Below are 23,050 nucleotides of genomic sequence, written 5' to 3' on the forward strand. Positions count from 1 at the left end.
GTGGCGGCCGGCCTGCACGAACGGCTCGGCCGCGATGCCGCGCTGCTCCTGCCGCTGCTCTGGTCTCCGGCGGGAGGCCGCGAGCGCGAGATCCGCTACGCCTACATGGACACCGTGTCGCGGCTGTACTCCGAGAACTTCGCTCAGCGCCTCGGCGACTGGTGCCGCGCGCACGGCGTCGAGCACATCGGCCACGTCATCGAGGACAACGGGGCGCACGCGCGGCTCGGCCCCGGCGCCGGGCACTACTTCCGGGCGATGGCCGGCCAGGACATGCCCGGGGTCGACATCATCGGCGGCCAGGTCGTCCCCGGCTTCTCGCGCGGTCCGTTCGGCAACATGACCGGGGCGGCGGACGGGGAGTTCTTCCACTTCGGTCTCGCGAAGCTGGCGTCGTCGGCGGCGCACCTCGACGCGCGCACCCGGGGGCGGTCGATGTGCGAGACCATCGGCGCGTACGGCTGGTACGCCGGGCTCCGGCTGTTCACCTGGCTCACCAACCACCTGCTGGTGCGCGGGGTCACCCACATCGTGCCGCACGCGTTCTCGCCCGCTCCGTTCCCCGACCCGGACTGCCCGCCGCACTTCTACGCGAACGGGGCGAACCCGCAGTATCCGCACCAGCACGTTCTCAGCGACTACACGAACCGGCTGAGTCACCTGCTGCAGGCGGGAACCCACGTCGCCCCCTTCGCGGTGCTGTATCACGCGGAGGCGGAGTGGCTGGGCGAGGCGATGCCGTCGGAGCGGCCGCTCCGGCTGCTGATGGAGGCGCAGCTGGACGCCGACATCATCCCGGCGGATGCGCTGCCCGCGGCGACCCCGGACGGTTCGCGGCTGCGGCTCGGCGGGGAGACCTACGACGCGCTCATCGTCCCGGGCAGCGCCTCCCTGCCTGCGGTCGTGGCGGGCGAGCTGCTGCGGCTCGACGATGCCGGAGTCCCGGTCGTCTTCGTCGGCTCGGTCCCGGAGGTCGCGGCGACCGGGGACGCCGTCGACGCCGCGGCGCTCCGCGTCCGCTTCCGGCACATCTCGCAGAAGCGGCTCGTGGACTCGGTCGTGGGCATGACGGATCGGGCGGTCCGGTTCGACGGCCCGGCCCCGGAGCTGCGCGTGCTCCGCCGCGATGTCGGCGACGGCGATGTGCTCATGCTCGTGAACGAGTCGGCCCGGGACACCGTGCGGGGTTCGGCGACGCTGCCGCGCGCCGGTGCGGTGGTCGCTTACGACGCTGTGAACGCCGCCCTCACGGCGGTGCCCTCGCGCACGGCCGGCCCGTCGACCCGGATCGACCTCCGGCTCGCGCCGGGCGAGGCGCTCGTGCTCGTCGTCGGTGCTCCTGCGCTGTGGGAGGGCCTGCCGCTGCGACCGGCGGCGCAGGCCGTCTCCGAGGTCGAACTGGCGCCGGCGTGGGCGGTCGCGACGAAGGCCGCGGGGGACTCGCGGTACTCCGACTGGGGCACGCTCGACGACCTCCGGCCGCTCAGCGACCCGGGCCTCCTGCCGCACTTCAGCGGCACGGCGCGGTACACGGCCGAGTTCGAGGCGGAGCAGCCGGAGGGCGGCCACGCGCTCGACCTCGGGGAGGTGTTCGAGCTGGCCTCCGTGCGGCTCAACGGCGTCGACCTCGGTACGCGCGTCGCACCGCCCTACGTGTTCGACATCCCGGACGGCCTGGTGCGCGACCGCAACACCCTCCAGGTCGAGGTCACCAACACCCTGGCGAAGGCGCAGCCGGACTTCTTCTCCGCCTTCGCCCAGCAGGAGCCGAGCGGGCTGCTCGGTCCGGTCGTCCTCACGACGAGGAGGGAGCGGGGATGAGCGAAGAGACGCACGCTCGCACGGGGAACCGCGAGGCGTTCGAGCGCTTCTGCGACCTCTTCTACACGCAGAAGCGGGTCGCCGAGGCCTTCGCCTTCCTCGTCGCGGGCGACTACCGGCAGCACAACCCGACCATCCCCGACGGCCCGGACGCGGCGGTCGCGATGCTGACCCCGAAGTTCGACGGCAGCCCGGATGCGCGCTTCGAGATCCAGCGGATCCTCGTCGACGGCGAGCTGGCGATGGTCCACGTCAAGGCTTCGCGACCCGGCGCCCCCGACGCCGCGGTCGCGGACATCTACCGATTCGAGGGCGGCCGGATCGTCGAGCACTGGGACGTGCTGCAGCAGGTCCCGGCGCACGCCGCCCACGACCATCCGATGTTCTGAACAGGAGAACCCATGTACGAACTCGCACCCAACATCGAACTGCTCTTCACGGAGGCCGGCGACTACCACGACCGCGTGCGCGCGGCGGCGGCGGCCGGCTTCACGGCGGTCGAGATGTGGGGCCCGACCGGCGTCGACGCCCCGGCGACCCCGAAGGACCTCCCCGCGCTCAAGGCCGCGCTCGAGGAGACCGGCACGACGCTCACCGCCCAGCTCGCGGAGCCGCGCACCCAGTTCATGATCCCGCCGTGGGACCACTCGGAGTTCTACCGAAAGCTCGACGAGAGCGTCGCCATCGCTCAGGACCTCGGCTGCCCCCGCATCGTCGTCGGCAGCGGGACGGGCTTCGGGGGCTGGAAGCGGCAGGTCCAGCTCGACAAGCTCGTCGAGATCTACCAGAAGGCCATCGCGCAGATCGACGGCTCGGGCATCACGCTCGCCCTGGAGCCGGTCAACATCCGCGTGGACCACCCCGGCTCGCTGCTCGACCGGACGTCGGAGGCCGTCTATGTCGCGCGCGGCGTCGACTCGCCGTTCTTCGGGGTGCTCTACGACATCTACCACTCGGCCGTGGAAGGCGAGGACATGGCGGCGGAGCTGGCGAACGCGGGCGAACTGATCGCCTACGTGCAGCTCGCCGACGCTCCCGGCCGCGGCGAGCCCGGCACAGGCGACCTCGACTGGGCGGAGCGGCTGCGGATCCTGCGCGCCTCCGGCTACGACGGGCCGATCGGTCTCGAGTACTACCCGACTCAGGAGTCCGCGGCCTCCGTCGCGCTCATCCGCGAACTGGCGGCAGCAGCATGAGCCGGTATCCCGACGCGGTCGACGTCGTCATCGTCGGCAGCGGCCCGACCGGCGCCGCGTACGCGCGCATCCTCAGCGAGGAGGCACCTGACGCGACGATCGCCGTTTTCGAGGTCGGGCCCACGGTGTCCGACCCGCCCGGCGCGCACGTCAAGAACATCGAGGACCCGGCAGTGCGGGCGGAGGCGCAGGAGCGCTCCGAGGGCCCGGGCGCCGGCGCGGACACGGTCAGCTCGCCCGGAGCGGTCACCGCCGGCCAGCGCCGCGCCCGGCCGGGCACCTACCTCCTCGACGAGGGCTACCAGGAGCCGGGCGAGGACGGCCTGCCCGTCGTCGCGTTCTCCAGCAACGTCGGCGGCATGGGCGCGCACTGGACGGGCGCCTGCCCGCGCCCGGGGGACAGCGAGCGCATCGCCTTCCTGCCCGACCTCGACGACCTCCTCGCCGAGGCCGACCGGCTGCTGAACGTCACGACCGACGCCTTCGACGGCGCGCCCTTCACGGCCCTCGTCCGCGAGCGGCTGGCCGCGGCGGTGGACGACGGCCGCCCGGAGGAGCGGCGCGTGCAGCGGATGCCGCTCGCCGTGCACCGGCGCGACGACGGACGGCTGGTCTGGTCGGGGTCGGACGTGGTGTTCGGCGACGTGACGCGCCGCAATCCGAACTTCGGCCTGTACGACGAGTCGCTGGTCACGCGCGTCCTGCTCGAGGACGGCCGGGCCGTCGGCGTCGAGGTGCGCGACCGCCGCACGGGCGAGACCCACGTCGTCCGCGCCCGCTTCGTCGTCGTCGCGGCCGACGCCCTCCGGACGCCGCAGGTGCTGTACGCCTCCGGCATCCGGCCGCCCGCGCTCGGCCGTATGCTCAACGACCAGTCCCAGGTCGTCTACGCCACCCGCATCCGTGACGCGGAGAGCGCCGCGGCGGCCGGCCACGCCGGCCGGACGGGCGGCGAGCACGGCCTCGACGAGGTGGTGGACGGCGCGATCAGCGAGCGCAGCGGCGTCACCTGGGTGCCGTACACCGACGACATGCCCTTCCACGGTCAGGTCATGCAGCTCGATGCCTCCCCGATCCCGCTCGCGGACGACGACCCGGTGGTCCCGGGATCCATCGTCGGCCTCGGGCTGTTCTGCGCGAAGGATCTCCAGTGGGACGACCGGGTGGAGTTCCGCGACGACGAGTTCGACTGGTACGGGATGCCGGCCCTGCGCATCCACTACACGCTGACGGATCGCGACCGCGATGTCCTCGAACGCGCGCGGGAGCAGATCACCGCGCTCGCCGAGGCGGTGGGCGACCCGATCGGCGACAGCCCGTTCAGCCTGCCGCTCGGCGCCTCCCTGCACTACCAGGGGAGCACGCGGATGGGCGAGACGGACGACGGCCGGAGCGTCTGTAGCCCGGACAGCGAGGTGTGGGGAGCCCCGGGCGTGTTCGTCGCGGGCAACGGCGTCATCCCGACGCCGACGGCCTGCAACCCGACGCTGACCTCGGTGGCGTTGGCTGTGCGGGGAGCTCGTCGGATCGCTTCTTGCCTTTAGTGATAAATCGACATTAGTGTGTAGAAACAAGGAAGAAGTCAAGGAGGACTTGTGATCCCCGACCGCATCATCGAGCAGGGAACGCTCACGACGACGGGCACGCGTGCTGCCGTCGACGTGCGCATCCCCTGGTACCGCGCACTCCCGGCGTCCTGCATCGCAGGCGCGACGCTGTCCATCGACGGCGTGCCCGCTCCGGCCGAGACGCTCCGCTGGGAGCTCAACGGCAAGGAGCGCACCTTCGACGACATGAAGGACGACACCGAGGAGTGGTGGTTCCCGCTCGACTCGGCCGTGCTCTCCGGTGACATCCCGGTCGCGGCCGACGACAGCGAGCACGAGGTGGCGGTCGACCTGACCGTGTTCATCCCGTACATCGTGATCGGCGACGACGAAGTGCTCCACATCGAGGAGCACGACACCAAGACCATGAAGGCGGTGACGGCATGAGCCCGACCTCCGGCCTCGGATCCCCGATCCAGGGCGTGACCCTCTACAGCTTCACCCGCGCGTTCCACGGCCGCGAGTACGACCTCGAAGGCTTGATCCGGAAGGTGGCCGCCGACGGCTACGGCCCGGGGCTCGAGGTCATCGGCTTCTCGAGCTTCCGCGGCTTCCCGGCGGTCGACGACGCCTTCGCCGGCTGGTTCCGCGACCTGGTCGCCGAGCTCGATCTCGTGCAGACGTCGCTCGCGATCAACGCCGACATCGGCATCCACCGCGACCGGTTGCTGAACCAGGACGAGCTCATCGAGTACATGCGCCGCCAGATCGAGGCCGCGGCGAAGCTGGGCTTTCCGATCGCGCGCGTCCAGATCTCGATCACACCCGACTCGATGGCGGCGCTCGCGCCGATCGCCGAGCAGTACGGGGTGACGCTCGCCCTCGAGGTGCACGCCGACCAGTACGCGTCGCACCCGCGCATCCTCGCGCTGCGCGATCGCTACGAGGAGGTCGGCTCGCCGTTCCTCGGCTTCACCGCGGACTGGGGCGCGACCACGGTCGGCTTCGCGCCGTCGCTGCTGGAGGCCTACCGCCGCCGCGGAGCCAGCGACGAGCTGCTCGCCCAGGTCGTCGACCTGTGGAACGAGTTCTACGAGGCCGGGCCGCCCGCCGACCAGGCCGACCACGGCCAGCGCTTCGGCCGGTTCATCGCGCTCGCCGCTCAGAACGGCCGGCCGGACCTGGGCATCGACTTGGGCATCAACGCCACGGGGCTGTTCGGCCCGGCGCGCGTGGACGACTGGCTGGAGATCATGCCCTGGATCAAGCACGTGCACGGCAAGTTCTTCGGCATCGACGAGAACCACGAGGAGCCGTCGGTGCCGGTGCGCGACCTGATCGCGCTGCTGGTGCAGAACGGCTACGACGGCGCCATCTCCAGTGAGTACGAGGGCTGGCACTGGAACAACTGGCAGTCGCCCTTCGAGATCATCCGCGACGAGCAGGCCGTGCAGCGCTCTGCGGCGCAGAACGCCGGCAGCCGCATGGTCACCGACGCTCAGGAGGCTCGCCGCCAGCTGGGCCAGTGGCTCCCGAGCACCGAGAGGTCGAACGCATGACCCGCGACGCTCCGATCAAGTGGAGCTACATGGACCACTGGCGCGCGAACGGCCCCCGCGGCCCGTACGACCAGTGGCACTCCCGCCAGACGATGACCCGCTTCCTCCGCCAGGTGAGGGCCGTCGGCTTCGACGCCATCGACACCTTCGACTTCCGGATCTGGCAGATCCTGGAGCAGTACGGCTCGGTCGCGAACTACCAGGAGTTCGTGCAGGAGCAGGGCCTCGAGCGGATCGTCAACACCTTCCACGGCGTGTACTACGACCCCGAGCGCTACGCCCCCGAGGTGCCGGCGACGCACGACGCCATCATCGAGGACTTCAAGCTCACCCTCGACCTGTGGTCGGGCATCCAGCTCGACAACATCATCGTCATGCCCGGCTCGCGCTACTTCGACGAGCAGGGCGTGAGCGACGACGGCCTCAAGCACGCGGCCGACATCTGGGGGAGGGTCGGCGAGCTCACGCAGCAGTACGGCGTCAACCTGACCTGTCACCACGAGTTCTACGGCGGCATCCGCACCCGCAAGCAGATCGATGCCTTCTACGCGTACGCCGACCCGCAGTACGTGAAGTTCTTCGTCGACACGGCCCAGCACTGCATCGCCGACGTCGACCCGGTCGCCGTGTACGAGGCGCACCACGAGCGCGTCACGGGCTTCCACTTCAAGGACACCCGCACCAAGGACGTCAATAACGACTACCGCCTGTGGCCCGACGCCGAGCTCTCGGCCGTCACGACCGAGAAGTGGTTCTACGAGATGGGCACCGCGGAGGGCCTGGTCGACTTCGAGTCGATGATGCGCTCCGTGCGCGACCACGGCTACACCGGCTGGATCAGCGTCGAGCACGACAAGGCCGACAAGCTCGGCGGGGACTACTCGGAGAGCACCGCCGTCGCGCGCTGGTACGCCAAGAACGTCTTGGATCGGATCTACCTGGAGAAGACGGCATGAGCGGCATCCGGTGGGGCTACGCCCTGAACCAGTGGGACACCAACATCGACGCGTTCGTGCGCAAGCGCGACCACGAGCGTGCGTTCAAGACGATCTCGATCAGCGGCTTCTCGGGCGTCGAGCTCACCGCGGAGAGCTTCGGCCCGTGGGAGCCGCTCGGCTCGCCCGAGCAGATCGCCAACCTCTACGGGTCGCTCGACGGGTTCCGCCGGGTGCTCGCCGCCTGCGCGCTCGACGGTGTGTCCAGTTACGTCTACGACCCGTTCATCGGGTTCGACGTGGAGATGGGCCGGGGACCCGACCCGCTCGACCCCGAGGCCGCGCCCCGGATCACCGCGACCGCCGTCTGGTTCGCCGAGGCCCTCGCCGCTCTCGGCGGCGCCGTGCTCGTGGTCCGTCCGTGCGGGTCGGCCTGGCAGACCGGTGCCCTCGACGACGAGAAGATCGCGACACTGGCGGCGCTCTGGAACGCCGTCGGTGCGGCCATCGCCCCCTCCGGAGTCGCGCTGGCGCTCCACTTCGACTTCCTGTCGGCGCTCCGGCTCGACGACGGCCTCGCCCGGCTGCTCGACGCGACGGACCCCGGGCTCGTCGGGCTGGCACTCGACACGGCCGAGTTCGCGGTGGCAGGAGCCGACCCGGTCGCGGTGCTCGAACGCCACGCCGACCGGGTCCGCCACGTCCAGCTGAAGAACGCATACGACGTCGTCGACGACGAAGAAGCCCTCACCCCGCACGCCGAGCAGTTCGTGCGCACCGAGGGCGGCGCCCGCCGCATCCAGCGGTGGTTCTTCGAGCCGACGGACGAAGGCGGACTGGTCGACTTCCCGTCGTTCGTCCGCGCACTCGCAGAGAGCGGCTATGCCGGCTGGATCGTCGTCGAGTCCGACCAGAGCCCCCACCCGGCCGAGAGCGCGATGGTGAGCGGCTGGTACGTGCAGAACGTCCTCGCACCGATCGTCGAGACGACGCGAAAGGAAGTGCCGACATGGTGAACGACGGGATCGCCGGTACCGGGATCGAACTCGGGACCACCCTCTACTCGATGACGAGCGAGTTCGCGGCGGGGATCTACACCCCGGAGACGCTGATCGCGGCCGTCGCCGAGAACGGGATCGGGCCCGGTGTGGAGTTCAACATCGCCCAGCTGCTGCGCACCTACCCGGACGTCGACGACGCGTTCGTGAAGCTCTGGTTCGACTCGCTCGAGAAGTACGAGCTGGAGCCGAGCGCCATCGGCACGAACCTCGACATGGGCCGCCGCAAGGACCGCGACATGACGCCGGACGAGGAGCACGACTTCCTCGCCCGCCAGCTGAAGACCGCGCACACGCTCGGGTTCACGCGGGTCGTCATCCGCTCGGCCGGCCGGGAACTGCTGCGCAGCCTCCTGCCGCTCGCCGAGGAGTACGACCAGCGCCTCGGCTACGAGATCCACGCACCGCAGGGCCCGAACGACCCCAAGGTCCTCGGCATCCGCGAGCTGTACGACGAGCTGGGCAGCGACCGGCTCGGCTTCACGGCCGACTTCTCCTCGACGATGCACAGCCTGTCGCCGACCCTGCTCTCGCAGCTGGAGAAGATGGGCATGGATCCGAAGCACTTCGCCGTGATGGACGAGATCTGGCGCGAGCCCACGCCGATGCACGTGCGCAACCAGAAATTCGAGGACTACCTCACGAGCGAAGGCGTCGACCCCGTCGGGTTCGGGCCGTTCACCCGGCTGGCGTTCAACATGCACGGCCTCGTGCCGCCGGAGGAGTGGCTGGACATCATGCCGCAGATCTTCCACGTGCACGCCAAGTTCTTTGGACTCGATGCGAACGGGCAGGAGCCCGCCATGGACATCCCCCGCATCGTCCGCCAGTTCGTCGAGGGCGGCTACCGGGGATATCTGTCGAGCGAGTGGGAGGGTCACGCCTTCCAGGACCTCGGGGAGGCCGACCCGATCGACCTCGTGAAGAAGCAGCACGCGCTCATGCGGCGCACCATCGAAGACGCCGTCGCCGGCGTCCCGGCCTGAATCACGAAGGAGTAGACACCATGTCGGACACCACCATCGAGACGTCCATCTCGGACCTCGTCGCCGAAGTCGCGCGGCTGCGCGAGGACGTCACCGCGGCGCAGCGCCTCGCACAGCGGGCCGAGGATCGCGGGCAGGTCGAGAACCTGTTCAACCGCTACATGTTCCTGCACAACGCCTTCGAGGACGAGCAGATCATCCCGCTCTGGGTCAAGGAGGGCACCGAGGGCATCCGCGCCCGGTACACCAACGCCGGGCAGTACACCACGTGGGAGAGCGTCACCCGCTATCACCGCGACCGGCCGCACCCGGTCGGCAAGCTCATCCTGCACGCGGCCACCACTCCGGTGATCGAGGTCGCCGCCGACGGCGAGACCGCCAAGGGCGTGTGGATCATGGCCGGCACCGAGTCGGGCCTGACCGATCCGGCCGTCGCCGAGGAGTTCCCGGACATGTACTCGCCCAACGAGGTGCTCGGCAAGAAGGTCTGGGCGCACTGGGTGTGGTGCAAGTACGCCGTCGACTTCCTCAAGCAGGACGGCGAGTGGAAGTTCTGGAAGTTCCGCTGCTACGAGCTGGCGCGGGCGCCGTTCGAGGAGAACTGGATCAGCTTCGGCCTGAAGAACCAGGGCGCGTTCGACCTCGACCTGATGTACTTCGGCGACGACGGCAAGCCCGTCTTCATGCCCCCGGCCGACGAGCCGGCGCCCAGCGAGAACCACCCGTACAGCCCGGAGACCGTCCAGAAGCTCGAGCCGGCGCCTCCGGTGCCGTACGAGCACTTCGTCGACACCTACGAGTAGGAGCACACCATGGCGACGCACAACTCCCTGTTCTCCGAGAAGGACGTCCGGCGCACCGACGACGGCATCGCCGTCTCGGTGCAGCTGCCCTGGTACCGCAGCCTCTGGCTGTCCGCCGTCGACGATGTCGCCGCGACCGTGAACGGCGTGGAGATCCCGCGCGACGACCTCCGCTTCGAACTGAACGGCCGCAGCTACCGCATCCAGGAGCTGCCCGAGCAGTCCGAGACCCTGTGGTTCGTGGCCGACCGTCCCGACGTCGTGATCCCGCTGGACCACGCGCCCGCGGCAGGGGAGAAGCTCACGGTGGAGGTGGTCCTCACGATGCGCCTGCTCTACATGCAGATCATGCCGGGCGCCGACGGCGGCCCGGGCCGCTACGTGACCAACCGGGTCCCGGTCGAGCGCGAGCTGGTGCTGGCATGACGCTGCGGGTGGCCATGGTCGGCTACGGGTTCATGGGCGCTGCGCACTCGGTGGGCTGGCGGCAGGCGCCGCACGTGTTCGACCTCCCGGAGGCCGTGGAGATGGCGGTGATCGTGGGCCGCACCGAGAGCGCGGTCGCCGATGCCGGCCGCAGATGGGGCTGGGCGGAGCACGCCACGGACTGGCGGGAGGTGATCGCCCGCGACGACATCGACCTGGTCGACATCGTCACGCCCGGCGACTCGCACGCCGAGATCGCGATCGCGGCGCTGGAGGCCGGCAAGCACGTGCTGTGCGAGAAGCCGCTCGCCAACACGGTCGAGGAGGCCGAGGCGATGGCCGCGGCGGCGGCCCGGGCGGCCGAGCGCGGCGTCCGGGCGATGGTCGGCTTCACCTACCGGCGCGTGCCAGCCGTCACCCTGTTGCGCGACCTGATCGCCGAGGGCACGATCGGGCGCGTCCAGCAGGTACGGGCGGCGTACCGGCAGGACTGGCTGGTCGATCCCGAGATGCCGCTCGCCTGGCGGCTGCAGAAAGAACACGCCGGCTCGGGTGCGCTGGGGGACATCGGCGCGCACATCGTCGACATGACCCAGTTCGTCACCGGCCAGGCCGTCGAAGCCGTCTCCGGCACGGTGGACACCATCGTGAAGCAGCGCCCGCTCCAGGCCTCGGGCTCCGGCCTCGCGGGGCAGGCGGGCGAGGGATACGGCGACGTGACCGTCGACGACCTCGCGATCTTCACCGGCAGGCTGACCGACGGGGCACTGGTCTCGTTCGAGGCCACCCGCTTCGCGACCGGCCGCAAGAACGCGCTGTCCGTCGAGGTGTCGGGAACGTCCGGGGCCCTCCGGTTCGACCTGGAGGAGCTCAACATCCTGAAGTTCTACGACCGCGCCGACCGCGCCGATCTGCAGGGCTTCAGGACGATCCTGGTGACCGAGCCGGTGCACCCTTACGTGGCCAACTGGTGGCCGGCCGGGCACCTGCTCGGGTACGAGCACGGGTTCGTGCACCAGGTCGTGGATCTCGTCGGCGCGATCGCCGAGGGGACCGACCCCCATCCGACCTTCGCCGAGGGGCTGAGCGTACAACGAGTGTTGGCGGCCGTCGAGGCCAGCTCGGAGAATCAGTCGTCGTGGGTTCGCGTGGGTGCGGACGCCGCGGTCGCCGTCTGAAGAGGAGAACGAAATGCCGCGTCCGATCACACTGTTCACCGGCCAGTGGGCCGACCTGCCGTTCGAGGAGGTGGCCGGCCTCGCCGGCGAGTGGGGCTACGACGGTCTCGAGATCGCCTGCTGGGGTGACCATCTCGACGTGTCCCGCTGGGACGACGCCGACTACGTGCAGTCGCGGAAGGACATCCTGGAGCGCAACGGGCTGAAGGTCTGGACGATCTCCAACCACCTCGCCGGGCAGGCCGTCTGCGACGACCCGATCGACCAGCGGCACCGCGACATCCTGAACGACCGGGTGTGGGGCGACGGCGACCCGGAGGGCGTGCGGCAGCGCGCGGCCGAGGAGCTGAAGCTGACCGCCCGGATGGCCGCCGCGCTCGGGGTGAAGACCGTCACCGGCTTCACCGGGTCGTCGATCTGGAAGGCCGTCGCGATGTTCCCGCCGGCCTCCGACGAGTGGATCGCCGCCGGCTACCGCGACTTCGCGGACCGCTTCCATCCGATCCTCGACGTGTTCGAGGAGGTGGGGGTGCGGTTCGCGCTGGAGGTGCACCCGTCCGAGATCGCCTACGACTACTGGACCGCCAAGGCGACCGTGGAGGCGATCGGCCACCGCGAGAGTTTCGGCATCAACTTCGACCCGTCGCACTTCATGTGGCAGCAGCTCGACCCGGTGGCGTTCGTGCTCGACTTCGCCGACCACATCTTCCACGTGCACGTGAAGGAGTCGATCACCAACCTCGACGGCCGCAACGGCGTGCTCGGCTCGCACCTGCCCTGGGCCAACCCGCGCCGCGGCTGGACGTTCGTGTCGACCGCGCACGGCGAGGTGCCGTGGGAGCCGATCTTCCGCGCCCTCAACTTCATCGGCTACACCGGCCCGACCTCCGTCGAATGGGAGGACGCCGGAATGGACCGCCTGCAGGGGGCGCCGGAGGCGATCGCCTTCGTGCGCGAGCTCAACGCGATCACCCCGCCCGATGCCGCCTTCGACGCGGCCTTCTCGACGAAATCCGACTGATGCAGGACCTGTTGAACGTCCTCATCCTCTCGGGCCACATGACCCGCGAGCACGACAACGAGCATCGCAGCTTCCGGCAGCACAACGTCTGGCTGACGCAGCTGCTGGAGGACACCGGGCGCTTCCGGGTGCGGGTCGTGGAGGACCCGCGCGGGCTCGGCGCGGAGATCATCGACAAATATGACGTCGTGATCGTCGTGTTCGAGGGTCGCGACGGCTACCACGAGAAGGCGGTCGGCTTCGGCGCCGAGACGGATGCCGCGCTCCTGAAGTTCGTGCACGACGACGGCAAGGGCATCGTCTGGTTCCACGGCTCGGCCGCGCAGGAGGACGACTGGGGCTACCCGGACGAGTACAACCTCCTGCGCGGGTCGCGGATGACGGTGGCCGGCGGCCTCCGCCCACGGCCGTGGGGCGAGGCGCAGCTCGACACGGTCGAGCCGCGGCACGCGATCACCGACGGCATCAGCGCGCGCTGGACGGTCACCGGCGACGACATCCTCACCGGTGTCGAGATCCTGGACGGCGCCCAGGTGCTGCTGACCACCTTCGACGACCTGGAGTCGTACGAGAAGGCGCCGGTCTGGCCGATGTCGCACTACCCCGTGGCCATCCCGGAGGAGGGAATCGCCGCCCTCCCGGGCATGAACACCGACCAGCCGATCGCCTGGATCAACGAGTACGGCGCCGGCCGCTCGTTCACCATCACGATCGGCCACGACATCGACACGTTCCGCCGCATCGAGTTCATCCGGATGTTCCCGCGCGGCGTCGAGTGGGCCGCCAGCGGCGAGGTCACCCTGAACGGCCCCGACCGCCGCGGCGAACGCCGCTTCCTCCCCTGGCCGTACTACAACCACGAGGGCTGACGCCCGCGCGCAGCCGCGCGCTGCGGCTGGCCGCCGCCCGCCCGCCGCCCGAGGGGCGCCCGAAGGGCGCGCAAACGCCCCTAAAACCCCGTTTTAGGGGCGTCTACTCGCCCTTCGCGCGCCCCTCGGCGCGCTTGGCTACGCTCCGGAGAGGGCGCGCGCGGCGAGTGCGAGGTGGGCGCGGGTGAGAGGGGTGGGTGCGGCGTCCAGCCACTCGTGGCCGCCCCACTCGCTGTAGAGGGTGCCGGCGAAGCCGGTCTCCCGCAGCAGCGCGCCGAGCTCGCGCAGCGGCCGCGAGACGCGGCCGTCCGCGTCGTCCAGATCCCAGAACTTGAGGTGGAAGGCGCCGACGAGGGGGAGGATGCCGCGCAGCGGCTCGACAGGCGAGCGCCCGAACCGCACGAGCAGGTCCATGTAGAGCGCGTGCTCGGCCGGCGGGACGGCGCCCGAGCGCAGGTGCGCCACGACCGCTTCGAGTGTCTCGTGTTCCAGCCAGGCGTCGGTCAGCCGCGCCAGCAGCGCGTCGGGGACGCTCGGCGCGAGCGCCGCGAGGTAGCTGACCGGCAGGGCCGGCATGACGAGGCTGGTGTCGACGAGGAGTCGGACCCGCCGGTCGTCGAGGGAGGCGATGTCGTCGATCGCGCCCGCGACCGGCGGTGAGTCGGGCGCCTGCTGTCCCTGCAGCTCTTCGTAGACGGTCAGGTCGAGCTCGTGGAGCACCGGCAGCAGCCTCCTCAGCACTGCCGGCCCGGCCTGGCCGATCGGGAGGCGCACGCCCTCCGCACCCAGGGCGTGCGCGGTCCGCAACTGGGGCAGGAGGAAGGCGAACCGCTCGTCGTCGTCGCGCTTGCGTGCCGGACCGATCCAGTCGTCGAGGCTCGCGCCCACGATGCCGACCCGGCCGCCGGCTTCGGCGATCCGGTCGCGCAGCGCCTCCGCTTCGGAGGCCGCCGTCGTCGGGAACGACCGCCAGAGCTGGCCGGGTTCGAGCTCGACGATGCTCGCCACGCCTGACGTCACGATGCCGACCGCGATGTCGGTGGCCGGGCGGTCGGCGCGGATCAGCTCGGGCGTCCAGTTGAAGGCGCTCGCCGCGAGCGGCCACGGAGTGTCCGGCATGAGCTCCAGCCGCCGCTCCTCCGCGAAGTCGAGCAGGAGCGGGGCGTCCGGCCCGGCCGGCAGGTACGGGATGAGCAGGCGGAAGGACACTGTGACGGTATGACCGCCCGGCGGGAGGGTGCGGCCGACGCGCACCACGAGCCGGTCCTGCACGAACCACCAGCCCTCGCCGCCCGGCACCTCGACCGCGCACTCGTCCCCGTCGACGCGCAGGCGCAGGTCCGAGACGCTGGAGTGCGGCAGCGAGCGGATCCACGGCAGGCTCAGCGCGACGGCTGACCCGTCAGCGGTGGAGGTCAGGGCGTCGTCGGTCAGGATCGGCAGTGCCATGGCACCCCTTCGTGTCGGCTTACGAAGGTAAGCTACCAACTTAAGTCGAAAACCGAAACAAGCCGAAGAGCCTCTGGATGCCGAAGGGCGTCCAAACGCCCCTAAAACGCGCCTTTACGGGCGTTTACGCGCCCCTCGCTTGCCCCTCGGTCGCCCCTCGCTGCGCGCACGAGCGGGCGCGAGGGCGCGAGGGCATCGAACGGGAGCCGCGGCTCGCCCGGCGACCGCGAAGCGCCGCGCGCCGAAGGGCGCCTTCGCGCCCCTAAAGCGCGCTTTTAGGGGCACTAAGGCGCCCTTCGAGCGCCTCTCGAGCGCCCTTCGGTCGCCTCTCGAGAGCCCTTCGAGCGCCTCTCGAGCGCCCTTCGGTCGCCTCTCGAGAGCCCTTCGAGCGCCTTTCGAGCGCCCTTCGAGCGTCCAGCGAGCGACCCTCGGTCGCCCTTCGAGCGCCCCGCGTTACGCGGCCGTCCCCTTCACCCCGTCGATCGTCGGCCGACCGTCGGCGAACCAGCGCGGGAACGTCACCTCGAACAGCTCCTCGATCGCGAGTTCTGCGCCGCCTCGCAGCGGCTCCTTCTCGTCGCCGATGGAACGCACGATCGACAGGTCGCGGGTGGCGAGCGGCAATGACAGTTCGTACACGCGCTGCCGCACCTCCGCCAGGAAGATCTCGCCGGCGGACGACACCGCCCCGCCGACCACGATCACCCCGGGATTGAACATGTTGACGAGTGCGGCGATCGACTCGCCGATGAGCCGGGCCGACCGCTGGACCAGCGAGATGGCGAGAGCGTCGCCGTCCATCGCCGCGAGCGCGATCGCCTCCGGTGTGATCGGCTGCCCGCGCTCGACCAGGCCGGCGAGGATGCCGCCCGCGCCCGCCTCGAGCGCACGCTCGGCGTCGCGCGTGATCGCCCAGCCGGATGCCTCCGCCTCCAGGCAGCCGACCTTGCCGCACCGGCAGACCTCCGTGGAGTCGCGCACCCGGACATGCCCGATGTCGCCCGCGGCGCCGTTCGCACCGCGGTGGATGCGGCCGTGCGAGACGAGTCCGGCGCCGATTCCGCTGCCGACCTTGCAGTAGATCAGGTCGACGTTGTCGTCGCGGCGGTGGCTGCGCTCGGTGAGCGCAAGGAGGTTGACGTCGTTGTCGACCCAGACCGGCGCGGCGAAGCGCTGCTCGAAGCGGCGGCGCACATCGAAGCCGTTCCAGCCGGGCATGATGGGCGGCGCCACCGGCGACCCCGTCTCGAAGTCCACGGGCCCCGGAACACCGACGGCGACGGCCCAGACCGGCCGCTCGTCCTCGGCGGCCAGGAGCTCGTCGATCATCGCCAGTGCCGTGTCGATCGTCTCGGCCGGTCCGCGGCTGATGTCCCACGGCCGGTGCGCCTCCGCGACGACCTCGCCGTCGAGGGAGGCCAGGCCGACCCGGATGTGGAGGGCGCCGAGCGCGCAGACGACGATCCGGCCCTGGTCGGAGCGGAAGCGAAGCGTGCGCGGGGCGCGGCCACCCGACGACGGCCCGTAGTCGCCGTCCTCGAGGAAGCCCATCTCCATCGCCGCGTCGACGCGCTGCGCCACGACGCCGCGGCCCAGTCCGGTCAGCCGGCCGATCTCGGGGCGGGTGTCGGCCTCCCCGGTGCGCACGAGGTTGACCACGCGCAGGAGGCTCATCACCTCGTCGGTCTGCGCGCCGAATCGGAGTGCGGAGTCCCTGGCCATGCTTGATTCTGACACAACCTCCGTTGGAAGAGGCGCGAAGGAGCCCCCACTTGCGCATCATCATCGACTTCTTGAGCAGCACTGCGACTAAAGAAGGGCCGGATGTCGACCTAGGAAATCAGTCTCATTGATCCTCGGCATAGCCGATACGCGGTTCCCTGATGCGGGCACTCCCTCGAAAGTAGAAACCGGGCACTCACATTCCGCCCGTCTGGAAAGGATCAAGGATGATCAAGCTTCTCTCCCACTTGTCTTACGTGGAGATCACGTCCCCGGATGTCGAGGCGTCCGTGAAGTTCTACGAGGAACAGGTCGGACTGACCGTCGTCGACCGCATCGACGGCTCGGTGTACCTCCGCTGCTGGGGCGACTACTACGCCTACTCGCTCGTGGTCTCGCCCGGCCCGGAGCCGACCCTCGTGACCATGGCCTGGCGCACGTCGAGCGCCGAAGCCCTCGAGGAGGCCGCCACGCGTGTCGAAGCCGCCGGCGTCGAGGGCGAGTGGCTCGACGACGTCCACGCCATCGGCCGCGCCTACCGGTTCACCGGACCGTGGGGTCACTCCATGACCTTGCACTGGGACGTCACGCGCCACCAGGCCCCCGGCCATGTCGCGTCCATCTACCCCGACCGCCCCGAGAAGCGCAGCAAGGTCGCCGGCGCCCCGCGGCAGCTCGACCACGTGACCATCGCGACCAGCGACGTCGACGGCTTCGCCAAGTGGTACAACGACGTGCTCGGCTTCCGCATCATGGCGCGCACGGTTCTCGACGAGGCGCCGATCTCGATCTTCTCGGTGCTCACCACCAATGAGAAGTCGCATGACCTCGGCGTCGTGCTCGACGGCTCCACCCGCGCGGGCCGCGTCAACCACTACGCGTTCTGGGTCGACACGTACGAGGAGCTGCTGATCGCCGCAGACGTGCTGATGGAGAACGGCGTGCCGATCGAGTACGGCCCCTCCATCCACGGCATCGGCGAGCAGACGTTCCTCTATTACCGCGAGCCGTCGAGCCTCCGCATCGAGCTCAACACGGGCGGGTACCGCAACTACGTGCCCGACTGGCAGCCCAACACCTGGAAGCCGTCGCTCGGGTCGAACAACTTCTACCGCAACGGCGCCATGCCGATGTCGATGACGGAGTCGTTCCCTGCCGCCGACGGGCCGAGCGCCACCGAGGAGGGCGTGCCCGACGAGATCAAGGATGCGCTGCTCAACCCGTACGCCGTGCAGGGTCGCGGCTGACGATGGCCGCACCCAGCGAAGACCCGGCCGACCTGGACCGCACGGACCCGGAGGCCGAGATCGCGGCGCGGGCGGAGGCGTACCGCAACTGGGGCCGCTGGGGTGAGGACGACGTGCTCGGCACGCTCAACCTCATCGACTCGGCCAAGCGGGCGGACGCCGCGACCCTCGTGCGCGAGGGCCTGGCGATCTCGCTGGCGCAGTCGTTCGACATGAACGGCCCGCAGAAGGGCTGGCGCAGGCGCACGAACCCCGTCCACACGATGCTCGACACGGGCACCGACGCCGAGCGCGGCAGTCAGGGCTTCCCGCACGGCATCGGCGGCGCCGACGACGTGATCGCGATGCCGTTGCAGTGCTCGACGCAGTGGGACGGCCTGGGCCACATCTTCGACCACGGCTACGCCTGGAACGGTCGCAGAGCGGGCGATGTCGTCACGAGCGACGGCGACCTGGTCACGGGCATCGAGCACGCGGCCTCCGCGATCGTCTCGCGCGGGGTGCTGCTCGATCTCGGGCGGCACCTCCGGCCCGGAGACGAGGAGCACGCGGGTGAGCTGGTGGACGGCTACGCGATCACCGCTGCCGACCTCCGCTCGTGCGTGGAGGCCCAGGGCCCGACGAGCACGGTGCGCACCGGAGACATCGTCCTGGTGCGCACCGGTCAACTGGCGCGGGTGCGCCGCGACGGCTGGGGCGAGTACGCGGGAGGCCCGGCTCCCGGTCTCTCGCTGACCACCGCCGGCTGGCTGCACGACACCGGCATCGCGGCCATCGCGACCGACACGTGGGGCTTCGAGGTACGGCCGAACGAGTTCGATGTGCCGGCGTTCCAGCCGCTGCATCAGGTCGTCATCCCGAACCTCGGGCTCACGATCGGCGAGATGTGGGACCTCGAGGAGCTCGCCGCCGAGTGCGCGCGACTCGGGAGATACGATTTCCTCCTCTCGGCTCCGCCGCTGCCGATCACGGCGGCCGTCGGCTCGCCGATCAACCCCATCGCGCTGCTGTAGCGGGCTCGCCCCGCACCAGCGTCTCCGAAGAACAGAGAGGTTCTTGAATGACCGCCGTCACCAAGGTCGCCATCGCCGGAAGCGGTGTCGCAGGTCTCGCCACCGCCATCCAGCTCGCCAAAGCGGGCGTCGAGGTCGACGTCTTCGAGTCCAAGCCGGAGTTGAGCGCGCTCGGCTCCGGGATCACCCTGCAGGGCAACGCGCTGCGCGCCTTCGCGGCTCTCGGCGTCTGGGACGATGTGCAGCGGCAGGGCTACTTCTTCGAGGGGTTGACCCTGCGTGCGCCCGGCCCCGACGCGCCGGTCGTGGCGGAGTTGCCGGAGGTGAAGACCGGCGGGCCGGACTTCCCGGCCACCGGCGGCATGTACCGCCCCGACCTGGCGCGCATCCTGCTGGAGCACGCGGAGCGCGCGGGCGCGACGGTCCGCTTCGGTGCGCCGGTCACGGGCGTCGCCGAGACCGCAGACGGCGTGAGCGTGGAGGTCGGCGGCTCCCCGGCCGGCACCTACGACCTCCTCGTCGGGGCCGACGGGCTGAACTCGGCGGTCCGCGACCTCATCGGCATCGACACCAAGCCGCAGCCGACCGGCATGGGCATCTGGCGGTCGTTCGTCTCGCGTCCGGCCTCCGTCGAGCACAGCGAGCTCTACTACGGCGGCCCGGTCTACATCGCGGGCTACACGCCCACCGGCGAGGACACCATGTACGCGTTCCTCGTCGAGCCGGCGCAGGAGCGCGTGGGCCTCACCGATGAGGAGGCGGTGGCGCTGATGCTGGAGGAGTCGGCGGCCTACGGCGGCCCCTGGGACGACATCCGCGCCGACCTGAAGGCGGGCGCTCACGTCAACTACACGTGGTTCACCCAGCACATCGTGCCCGCCCCCTGGAACCGCAGGCGCGCGGTCGTGATCGGCGACGCCGCGCACAGCTGCCCGCCCACCATCGCGCAGGGTGCGGCGCAGGCGTTGGAGGACGCGGTCGTCCTCGCCGAGCTCCTGCTGGCAGCGGAGACGGTCGACGACGCCCTCTGGGACGAGTTCCACGCCCGCCGGCTGCCGCGCGCGCAAGCAGTGGTGGAGGCCTCCGTGCAGCTCGGCCAGTGGCAGATCGACCACGACCGGGAGGCCGACGCCGCCGGGCTGATCTTCGGCATCGCGCACCGGATGGCGGAGCCGGCATGAGGATCGCCCGGTGGACCATCGACGGCTCGGCCGTCGGCGAGGGGTTCGTGATCGGCGAACGGGTGGTCCCCTTCCCGGACGCCCTGACCGTGCGCGACGTGCTGGCGGGCGGTCTCGCGGAGGCGCACCGGCTGCTCGCGCGGGCGGAGGACGAGGGCGCCGGCGGTGCCGCGCTCGCCGACGTGCGACTGCTCGCCCCCCTCGTCCCCGCGGCGATCCGCGACTTCGTCGCCTTCGAGGAGCACGTCGAGGGTGTCAGCGCCTCCGTCGACGGCAAGAGCGAGGTCGTGCCCGAGTGGTACCAGGCCCCGACGTTCTACTTCACCAACCCGCACACCGTCCTGGGGCCGGGCGAGGTTCTTCGGCCCCCGGTCAGCTCACGCCTCGACTTCGAGCTGGAGGTCGCGGCCGTGATCGGCGGCAGCGGCGGCGCGAACCTCAGCGCCGAGGAGGCGGCCGGCACGATCTTCGGCTACACGATCATGAACGACTGGTCGGCTCGCGACCTCCAGTCGCGCGAGATGAGGGTGCGCCTCGGCCCCGCGAAGGGCAAGGACTTCGGCACGAGCCTCGGGCCGTGGATCGTGACCGCGGACGAGTTCGAGCCGTATCTGGACGACGACGGCTTCCTCGCGATCGAGGCCGAGGTGTTCGTGAACGACGAGCGCATCGGGCACGATCTGGTGTCGAACATGGGCTGGCCGTTCCCGGAGCTGGTCGCGTACGCGTCGCGCAACTCGCGGGTGGTGGCCGGCGATGTGCTCGGCTCCGGCACGACCGGCAACGGCGGCTGCCTGGCCGAGCTGTGGGGGAGGCGCGGCGAGTTCACCCCGCCTCCGCTCGCCGACGGCGACACCGTGCGCATGGTGGTCGAGGGAATCGGTGCGCTGGTCGGTTCGGTGGGCGCGGCCGTCCCGGTGCCGGAGCTGCCGGCCGCGCGCGTGCGGAGCCGGTCGCGGAGCCGTCAGGAGCGGGTCGCACCGTGAGCCGGAGCGCGGACGACCTGTTCGGCGGCGTCGACGGCGCGACCGTCGTCGTCACGGGCGCCGCGCGCGGCCAGGGCGCAGCGGAGGCGCGGCTCCTCGCGCGACTGGGAGCGCAGGTCGTCGCCACCGATGTCGTCGCGCCCGACGAGGCGCTCGGCGACGGCGTCGTCTTCCGTCTGCTCGACGTGACCGACGAGGCCGCGTGGGCCAAGCTCGCGGCGGACCTCGGGACGACCCTGGGCGGGGCGAGGCTCCGGGGCCTGATCAACAACGCGGGCGTCACGCACCGCGCGGGCATCGCCCGGACCGAGCGCGGCGACTGGGACCGGGTGCTCGCCGTGAACCTGACCGGCCCGATGCTCGGGATGCGAGCGCTCGCCCCGCTGATGGGCGACGGGTCGTCGATCGTGAACGTCGGCTCGATCGCCGGGCTGACCGGTCACTACACAGCGGCCTACACCGCCTCCAAGTGGGGCCTGCGCGGCCTGTCGCGTGTCGCTGCGACCGAGTACGGGCCGCGCGGGATCCGCGTCAACACCATCCATCCCGGTTTCATCGAGACCGACATGACGGCCAACGCTCCCGCGGCGATGCGGGAGGCCCAGCTCGAGCTGACGCCGCTCGGACGGCTCGGCGAGGCCGCCGACGTCGCCGGCCTCGCCGTCTTCCTCATCTCCGACGCGTCCGGGTACATCTCCGGAGCGGATCTCCCCGTCGACGGAGGCTTCGCCTCCTCGGCGGGGGCCAAACACCTCGCCGACCGCATCGCGGCCGGAACGTAAAGCAGAAGGAGCCCTCCCGTGTTCATGTACTTCCCGACCAACTACGTCTGGAGCCTCGCCGTCGTCGCGACCCTCAACAACGGCGGCTACATCGACGAGGTCGACCGTGCCTGCAAGCCGGTGCTGCTCGCCTCCCAGAACGGCGACGACGCCGGGACGGCCGAGCTGTACGCCTCGTGGGAGGCCGTCGCCGACCGGCTGGTCGCCAAGGCGCGGGCGGACGAGGCGGCCGGGCGCCGGATCGGCGCGGGCGAGACCTATTACCGGGCGTCGCTGTACACGTCGCAGGCCGAGCGGCTGCAGTCGCCCCGGTGGGAGGGACGCAACGCGGCCTACCAGAAGTCGATCGACCTGCTGCTGAAGCACGTCGAGCTCAGCGGCGTCGCGCTGTCCCGGGTCGAGGTGCCGTACGAGGGGTCGTCGCTCCCCGGCTACTTCTACCGCGCGCCGGGCGAGGGCCCGCACCCCGTGATCATCCAGTGGAACGGGCTCGACTCGACCAAAGAGATGATGTACTACTCGGGGTTCCCGAAGATGCTCGCCGAGCGCGGCATCTCCACGCTCATGATCGACACCCCGGGATCGGGGGAGGCGCTCCGCCTGCGCGGCCTGACCGCCCGCTACGACACGGAGGTCTGGGCGGCGGCGATCGTCGACTGGATCGAGGCGAACGCCGACGAGTTGGCGGCCGATCCGGCGCGGCTCGGTATCGTCGGCTGGTCGCTCGGCGGCTACTACGCCCCGCGCGCCGCGGCCTTCGAGAAGCGGCTGGCCCTGGCGGTCGCGTGGGGCGCCAACCACGACTGGGCCGCGGTGCAGGAGGCTCGCCGCAACCGCGAGGGCGAGAATCCGGTCCCGCACTACTGGGACCACGTGTTCTGGGTGTGGGGCGTCGACGATATGGACGCGTTCATCGAGAAGACCAGCGCGATGCACCTCAACGGCGTCGCCGAGCGGATCACGGTCCCGCTGCTCATCACGCACGGCGCGGGCGACCGGCAGATCCCGGTGCGCTACGCCCACGAGACGTACGACCAGGCGGTGAACAGCCCGCGCCGCGAGCTGCGGATCTTCGACGACCCGGAGGGCGGCACCGAGCACATCTCGATCGACAACATGCCCTATGTGGCCGGGATCATCGCCGACTGGGTCGCGGAGACGTTCGCCGGGTGATCCACGGCGGGCGGGCCTCCGCCCGGGTGTAAGCCGCCTCCACGGGCGGGTGACGGGAATTCGTTCAGCACGGGCGTAACCTTCCGGCGCCCGCGGCG

At 70.7% G+C, this 23,050-nt stretch carries 22 protein-coding genes; 20 read left to right on the forward strand and 2 right to left on the reverse strand.

The window, feature by feature from the left end:
- Genes Q0Q23_RS07895 through Q0Q23_RS07960 form a run of 14 tightly spaced genes read left to right on the forward strand, consistent with a single transcriptional unit; the run spans position 1 to position 13,399 of the window.
- The gene (locus Q0Q23_RS07895) at positions 1–1,821 is read left to right on the forward strand and encodes a glycosylhydrolase-like jelly roll fold domain-containing protein (protein ID WP_295121765.1); all 1,821 of its coding nucleotides are present in this window, start codon (positions 1–3) and stop codon (positions 1,819–1,821) included.
- Positions 1,818–2,210 (forward strand): nuclear transport factor 2 family protein, encoded by a 393-nt coding sequence (locus Q0Q23_RS07900; RefSeq protein WP_295121766.1) that lies wholly within the window; start codon positions 1,818–1,820, stop codon positions 2,208–2,210. Before Q0Q23_RS07895 ends, Q0Q23_RS07900 begins: the two co-directional genes overlap by 4 nt.
- Before the next feature lie 12 nt (positions 2,211–2,222).
- On the forward strand, positions 2,223–3,017 hold the full coding sequence (locus tag Q0Q23_RS07905) for a TIM barrel protein (RefSeq protein WP_295121768.1): 795 nt from the start codon (positions 2,223–2,225) through the stop codon (positions 3,015–3,017).
- Complete coding sequence (locus Q0Q23_RS07910) at positions 3,014–4,561, forward strand: GMC oxidoreductase (RefSeq protein ID WP_295121769.1); 1,548 nt, start codon at positions 3,014–3,016, stop codon at positions 4,559–4,561. Before Q0Q23_RS07905 ends, Q0Q23_RS07910 begins: the two co-directional genes overlap by 4 nt.
- Positions 4,562–4,612: 51 nt before the next feature.
- Positions 4,613–5,011: a DUF6379 domain-containing protein gene (locus Q0Q23_RS07915; RefSeq protein ID WP_295121770.1), complete on the forward strand. Its 399-nt coding sequence runs from the start codon at positions 4,613–4,615 to the stop codon at positions 5,009–5,011.
- Positions 5,008–6,123, forward strand: a complete 1,116-nt coding sequence (locus tag Q0Q23_RS07920) for a sugar phosphate isomerase/epimerase (protein WP_295121771.1) — start codon at positions 5,008–5,010, stop codon at positions 6,121–6,123. Before Q0Q23_RS07915 ends, Q0Q23_RS07920 begins: the two co-directional genes overlap by 4 nt.
- Positions 6,120–7,079, forward strand: coding sequence for a sugar phosphate isomerase/epimerase (locus Q0Q23_RS07925; RefSeq protein WP_295121773.1), 960 nt, complete (start codon positions 6,120–6,122; stop codon positions 7,077–7,079). Before Q0Q23_RS07920 ends, Q0Q23_RS07925 begins: the two co-directional genes overlap by 4 nt.
- Entirely contained in the window at positions 7,076–8,074 is a 999-nt protein-coding gene (locus tag Q0Q23_RS07930; RefSeq protein ID WP_295121775.1) for a sugar phosphate isomerase/epimerase, read from the forward strand. Before Q0Q23_RS07925 ends, Q0Q23_RS07930 begins: the two co-directional genes overlap by 4 nt.
- Positions 8,071–9,102 carry a sugar phosphate isomerase/epimerase gene (locus tag Q0Q23_RS07935; protein ID WP_295121820.1) on the forward strand — a complete coding sequence of 344 codons (1,032 nt, stop codon included), beginning with the start codon at positions 8,071–8,073 and terminating at the stop codon, positions 9,100–9,102. Before Q0Q23_RS07930 ends, Q0Q23_RS07935 begins: the two co-directional genes overlap by 4 nt.
- A 20-nt stretch (positions 9,103–9,122) precedes the next feature.
- A complete protein-coding gene (locus tag Q0Q23_RS07940) occupies positions 9,123–9,905 on the forward strand; it encodes a nuclear transport factor 2 family protein (protein WP_295121777.1) in 783 nt (260 codons plus the stop codon).
- Positions 9,906–9,914: 9 nt separating this feature from the next.
- Positions 9,915–10,331, forward strand: a complete 417-nt coding sequence (locus Q0Q23_RS07945) for a DUF6379 domain-containing protein (RefSeq protein ID WP_295121779.1) — start codon at positions 9,915–9,917, stop codon at positions 10,329–10,331.
- A complete protein-coding gene (locus Q0Q23_RS07950; RefSeq protein WP_295121781.1) occupies positions 10,328–11,509 on the forward strand; it encodes a Gfo/Idh/MocA family protein in 1,182 nt (393 codons plus the stop codon). The genes Q0Q23_RS07945 and Q0Q23_RS07950 overlap by 4 nt, the downstream gene beginning before the upstream one ends.
- A 13-nt stretch (positions 11,510–11,522) precedes the next feature.
- Positions 11,523–12,530, forward strand: a complete 1,008-nt coding sequence (locus Q0Q23_RS07955) for a sugar phosphate isomerase/epimerase (protein ID WP_295121783.1) — start codon at positions 11,523–11,525, stop codon at positions 12,528–12,530.
- Positions 12,530–13,399 carry a ThuA domain-containing protein gene (locus Q0Q23_RS07960; protein ID WP_295121785.1) on the forward strand — a complete coding sequence of 290 codons (870 nt, stop codon included), beginning with the start codon at positions 12,530–12,532 and terminating at the stop codon, positions 13,397–13,399. The genes Q0Q23_RS07955 and Q0Q23_RS07960 overlap by 1 nt, the downstream gene beginning before the upstream one ends.
- Before the next feature lie 138 nt (positions 13,400–13,537).
- Here Q0Q23_RS07960 and Q0Q23_RS07965 read toward each other — a convergent pair whose 3' ends face one another.
- Entirely contained in the window at positions 13,538–14,848 is a 1,311-nt protein-coding gene (locus Q0Q23_RS07965; RefSeq protein WP_295121787.1) for a restriction endonuclease subunit R, read from the reverse strand.
- 453 nt (positions 14,849–15,301) lie between these two features.
- Entirely contained in the window at positions 15,302–16,570 is a 1,269-nt protein-coding gene (locus Q0Q23_RS07970) for an ROK family protein (protein ID WP_295121790.1), read from the reverse strand.
- 227 nt (positions 16,571–16,797) lie between these two features.
- On the opposite strand from Q0Q23_RS07970, the gene Q0Q23_RS07975 reads away from it, so the two are divergent.
- From Q0Q23_RS07975 to Q0Q23_RS08000, 6 genes are read left to right on the forward strand one after another with little or no spacing between them, the layout of a single operon-like run.
- Entirely contained in the window at positions 16,798–17,817 is a 1,020-nt protein-coding gene (locus Q0Q23_RS07975) for a VOC family protein (protein WP_295121792.1), read from the forward strand.
- A 2-nt stretch (positions 17,818–17,819) separates the two neighbouring features.
- Positions 17,820–18,830, forward strand: coding sequence for a cyclase family protein (locus tag Q0Q23_RS07980; protein ID WP_295121794.1), 1,011 nt, complete (start codon positions 17,820–17,822; stop codon positions 18,828–18,830).
- A gap of 47 nt (positions 18,831–18,877) precedes the next feature.
- Positions 18,878–20,011: an FAD-dependent monooxygenase gene (locus Q0Q23_RS07985; RefSeq protein ID WP_295121796.1), complete on the forward strand. Its 1,134-nt coding sequence runs from the start codon at positions 18,878–18,880 to the stop codon at positions 20,009–20,011.
- Positions 20,008–20,997 carry a fumarylacetoacetate hydrolase family protein gene (locus tag Q0Q23_RS07990; RefSeq protein WP_295121798.1) on the forward strand — a complete coding sequence of 330 codons (990 nt, stop codon included), beginning with the start codon at positions 20,008–20,010 and terminating at the stop codon, positions 20,995–20,997. Before Q0Q23_RS07985 ends, Q0Q23_RS07990 begins: the two co-directional genes overlap by 4 nt.
- Entirely contained in the window at positions 20,994–21,779 is a 786-nt protein-coding gene (locus tag Q0Q23_RS07995; RefSeq protein ID WP_295121800.1) for an SDR family NAD(P)-dependent oxidoreductase, read from the forward strand. Before Q0Q23_RS07990 ends, Q0Q23_RS07995 begins: the two co-directional genes overlap by 4 nt.
- A gap of 24 nt (positions 21,780–21,803) precedes the next feature.
- A complete protein-coding gene (locus tag Q0Q23_RS08000; protein WP_295121822.1) occupies positions 21,804–22,952 on the forward strand; it encodes a S9 family peptidase in 1,149 nt (382 codons plus the stop codon).
- Positions 22,953–23,050: the final 98 nt, after the last annotated feature.

It is taken from the genome of uncultured Leifsonia sp. (genome assembly GCF_945957465.1).
Taxonomy (GTDB): domain Bacteria; phylum Actinomycetota; class Actinomycetes; order Actinomycetales; family Microbacteriaceae; genus Leifsonia.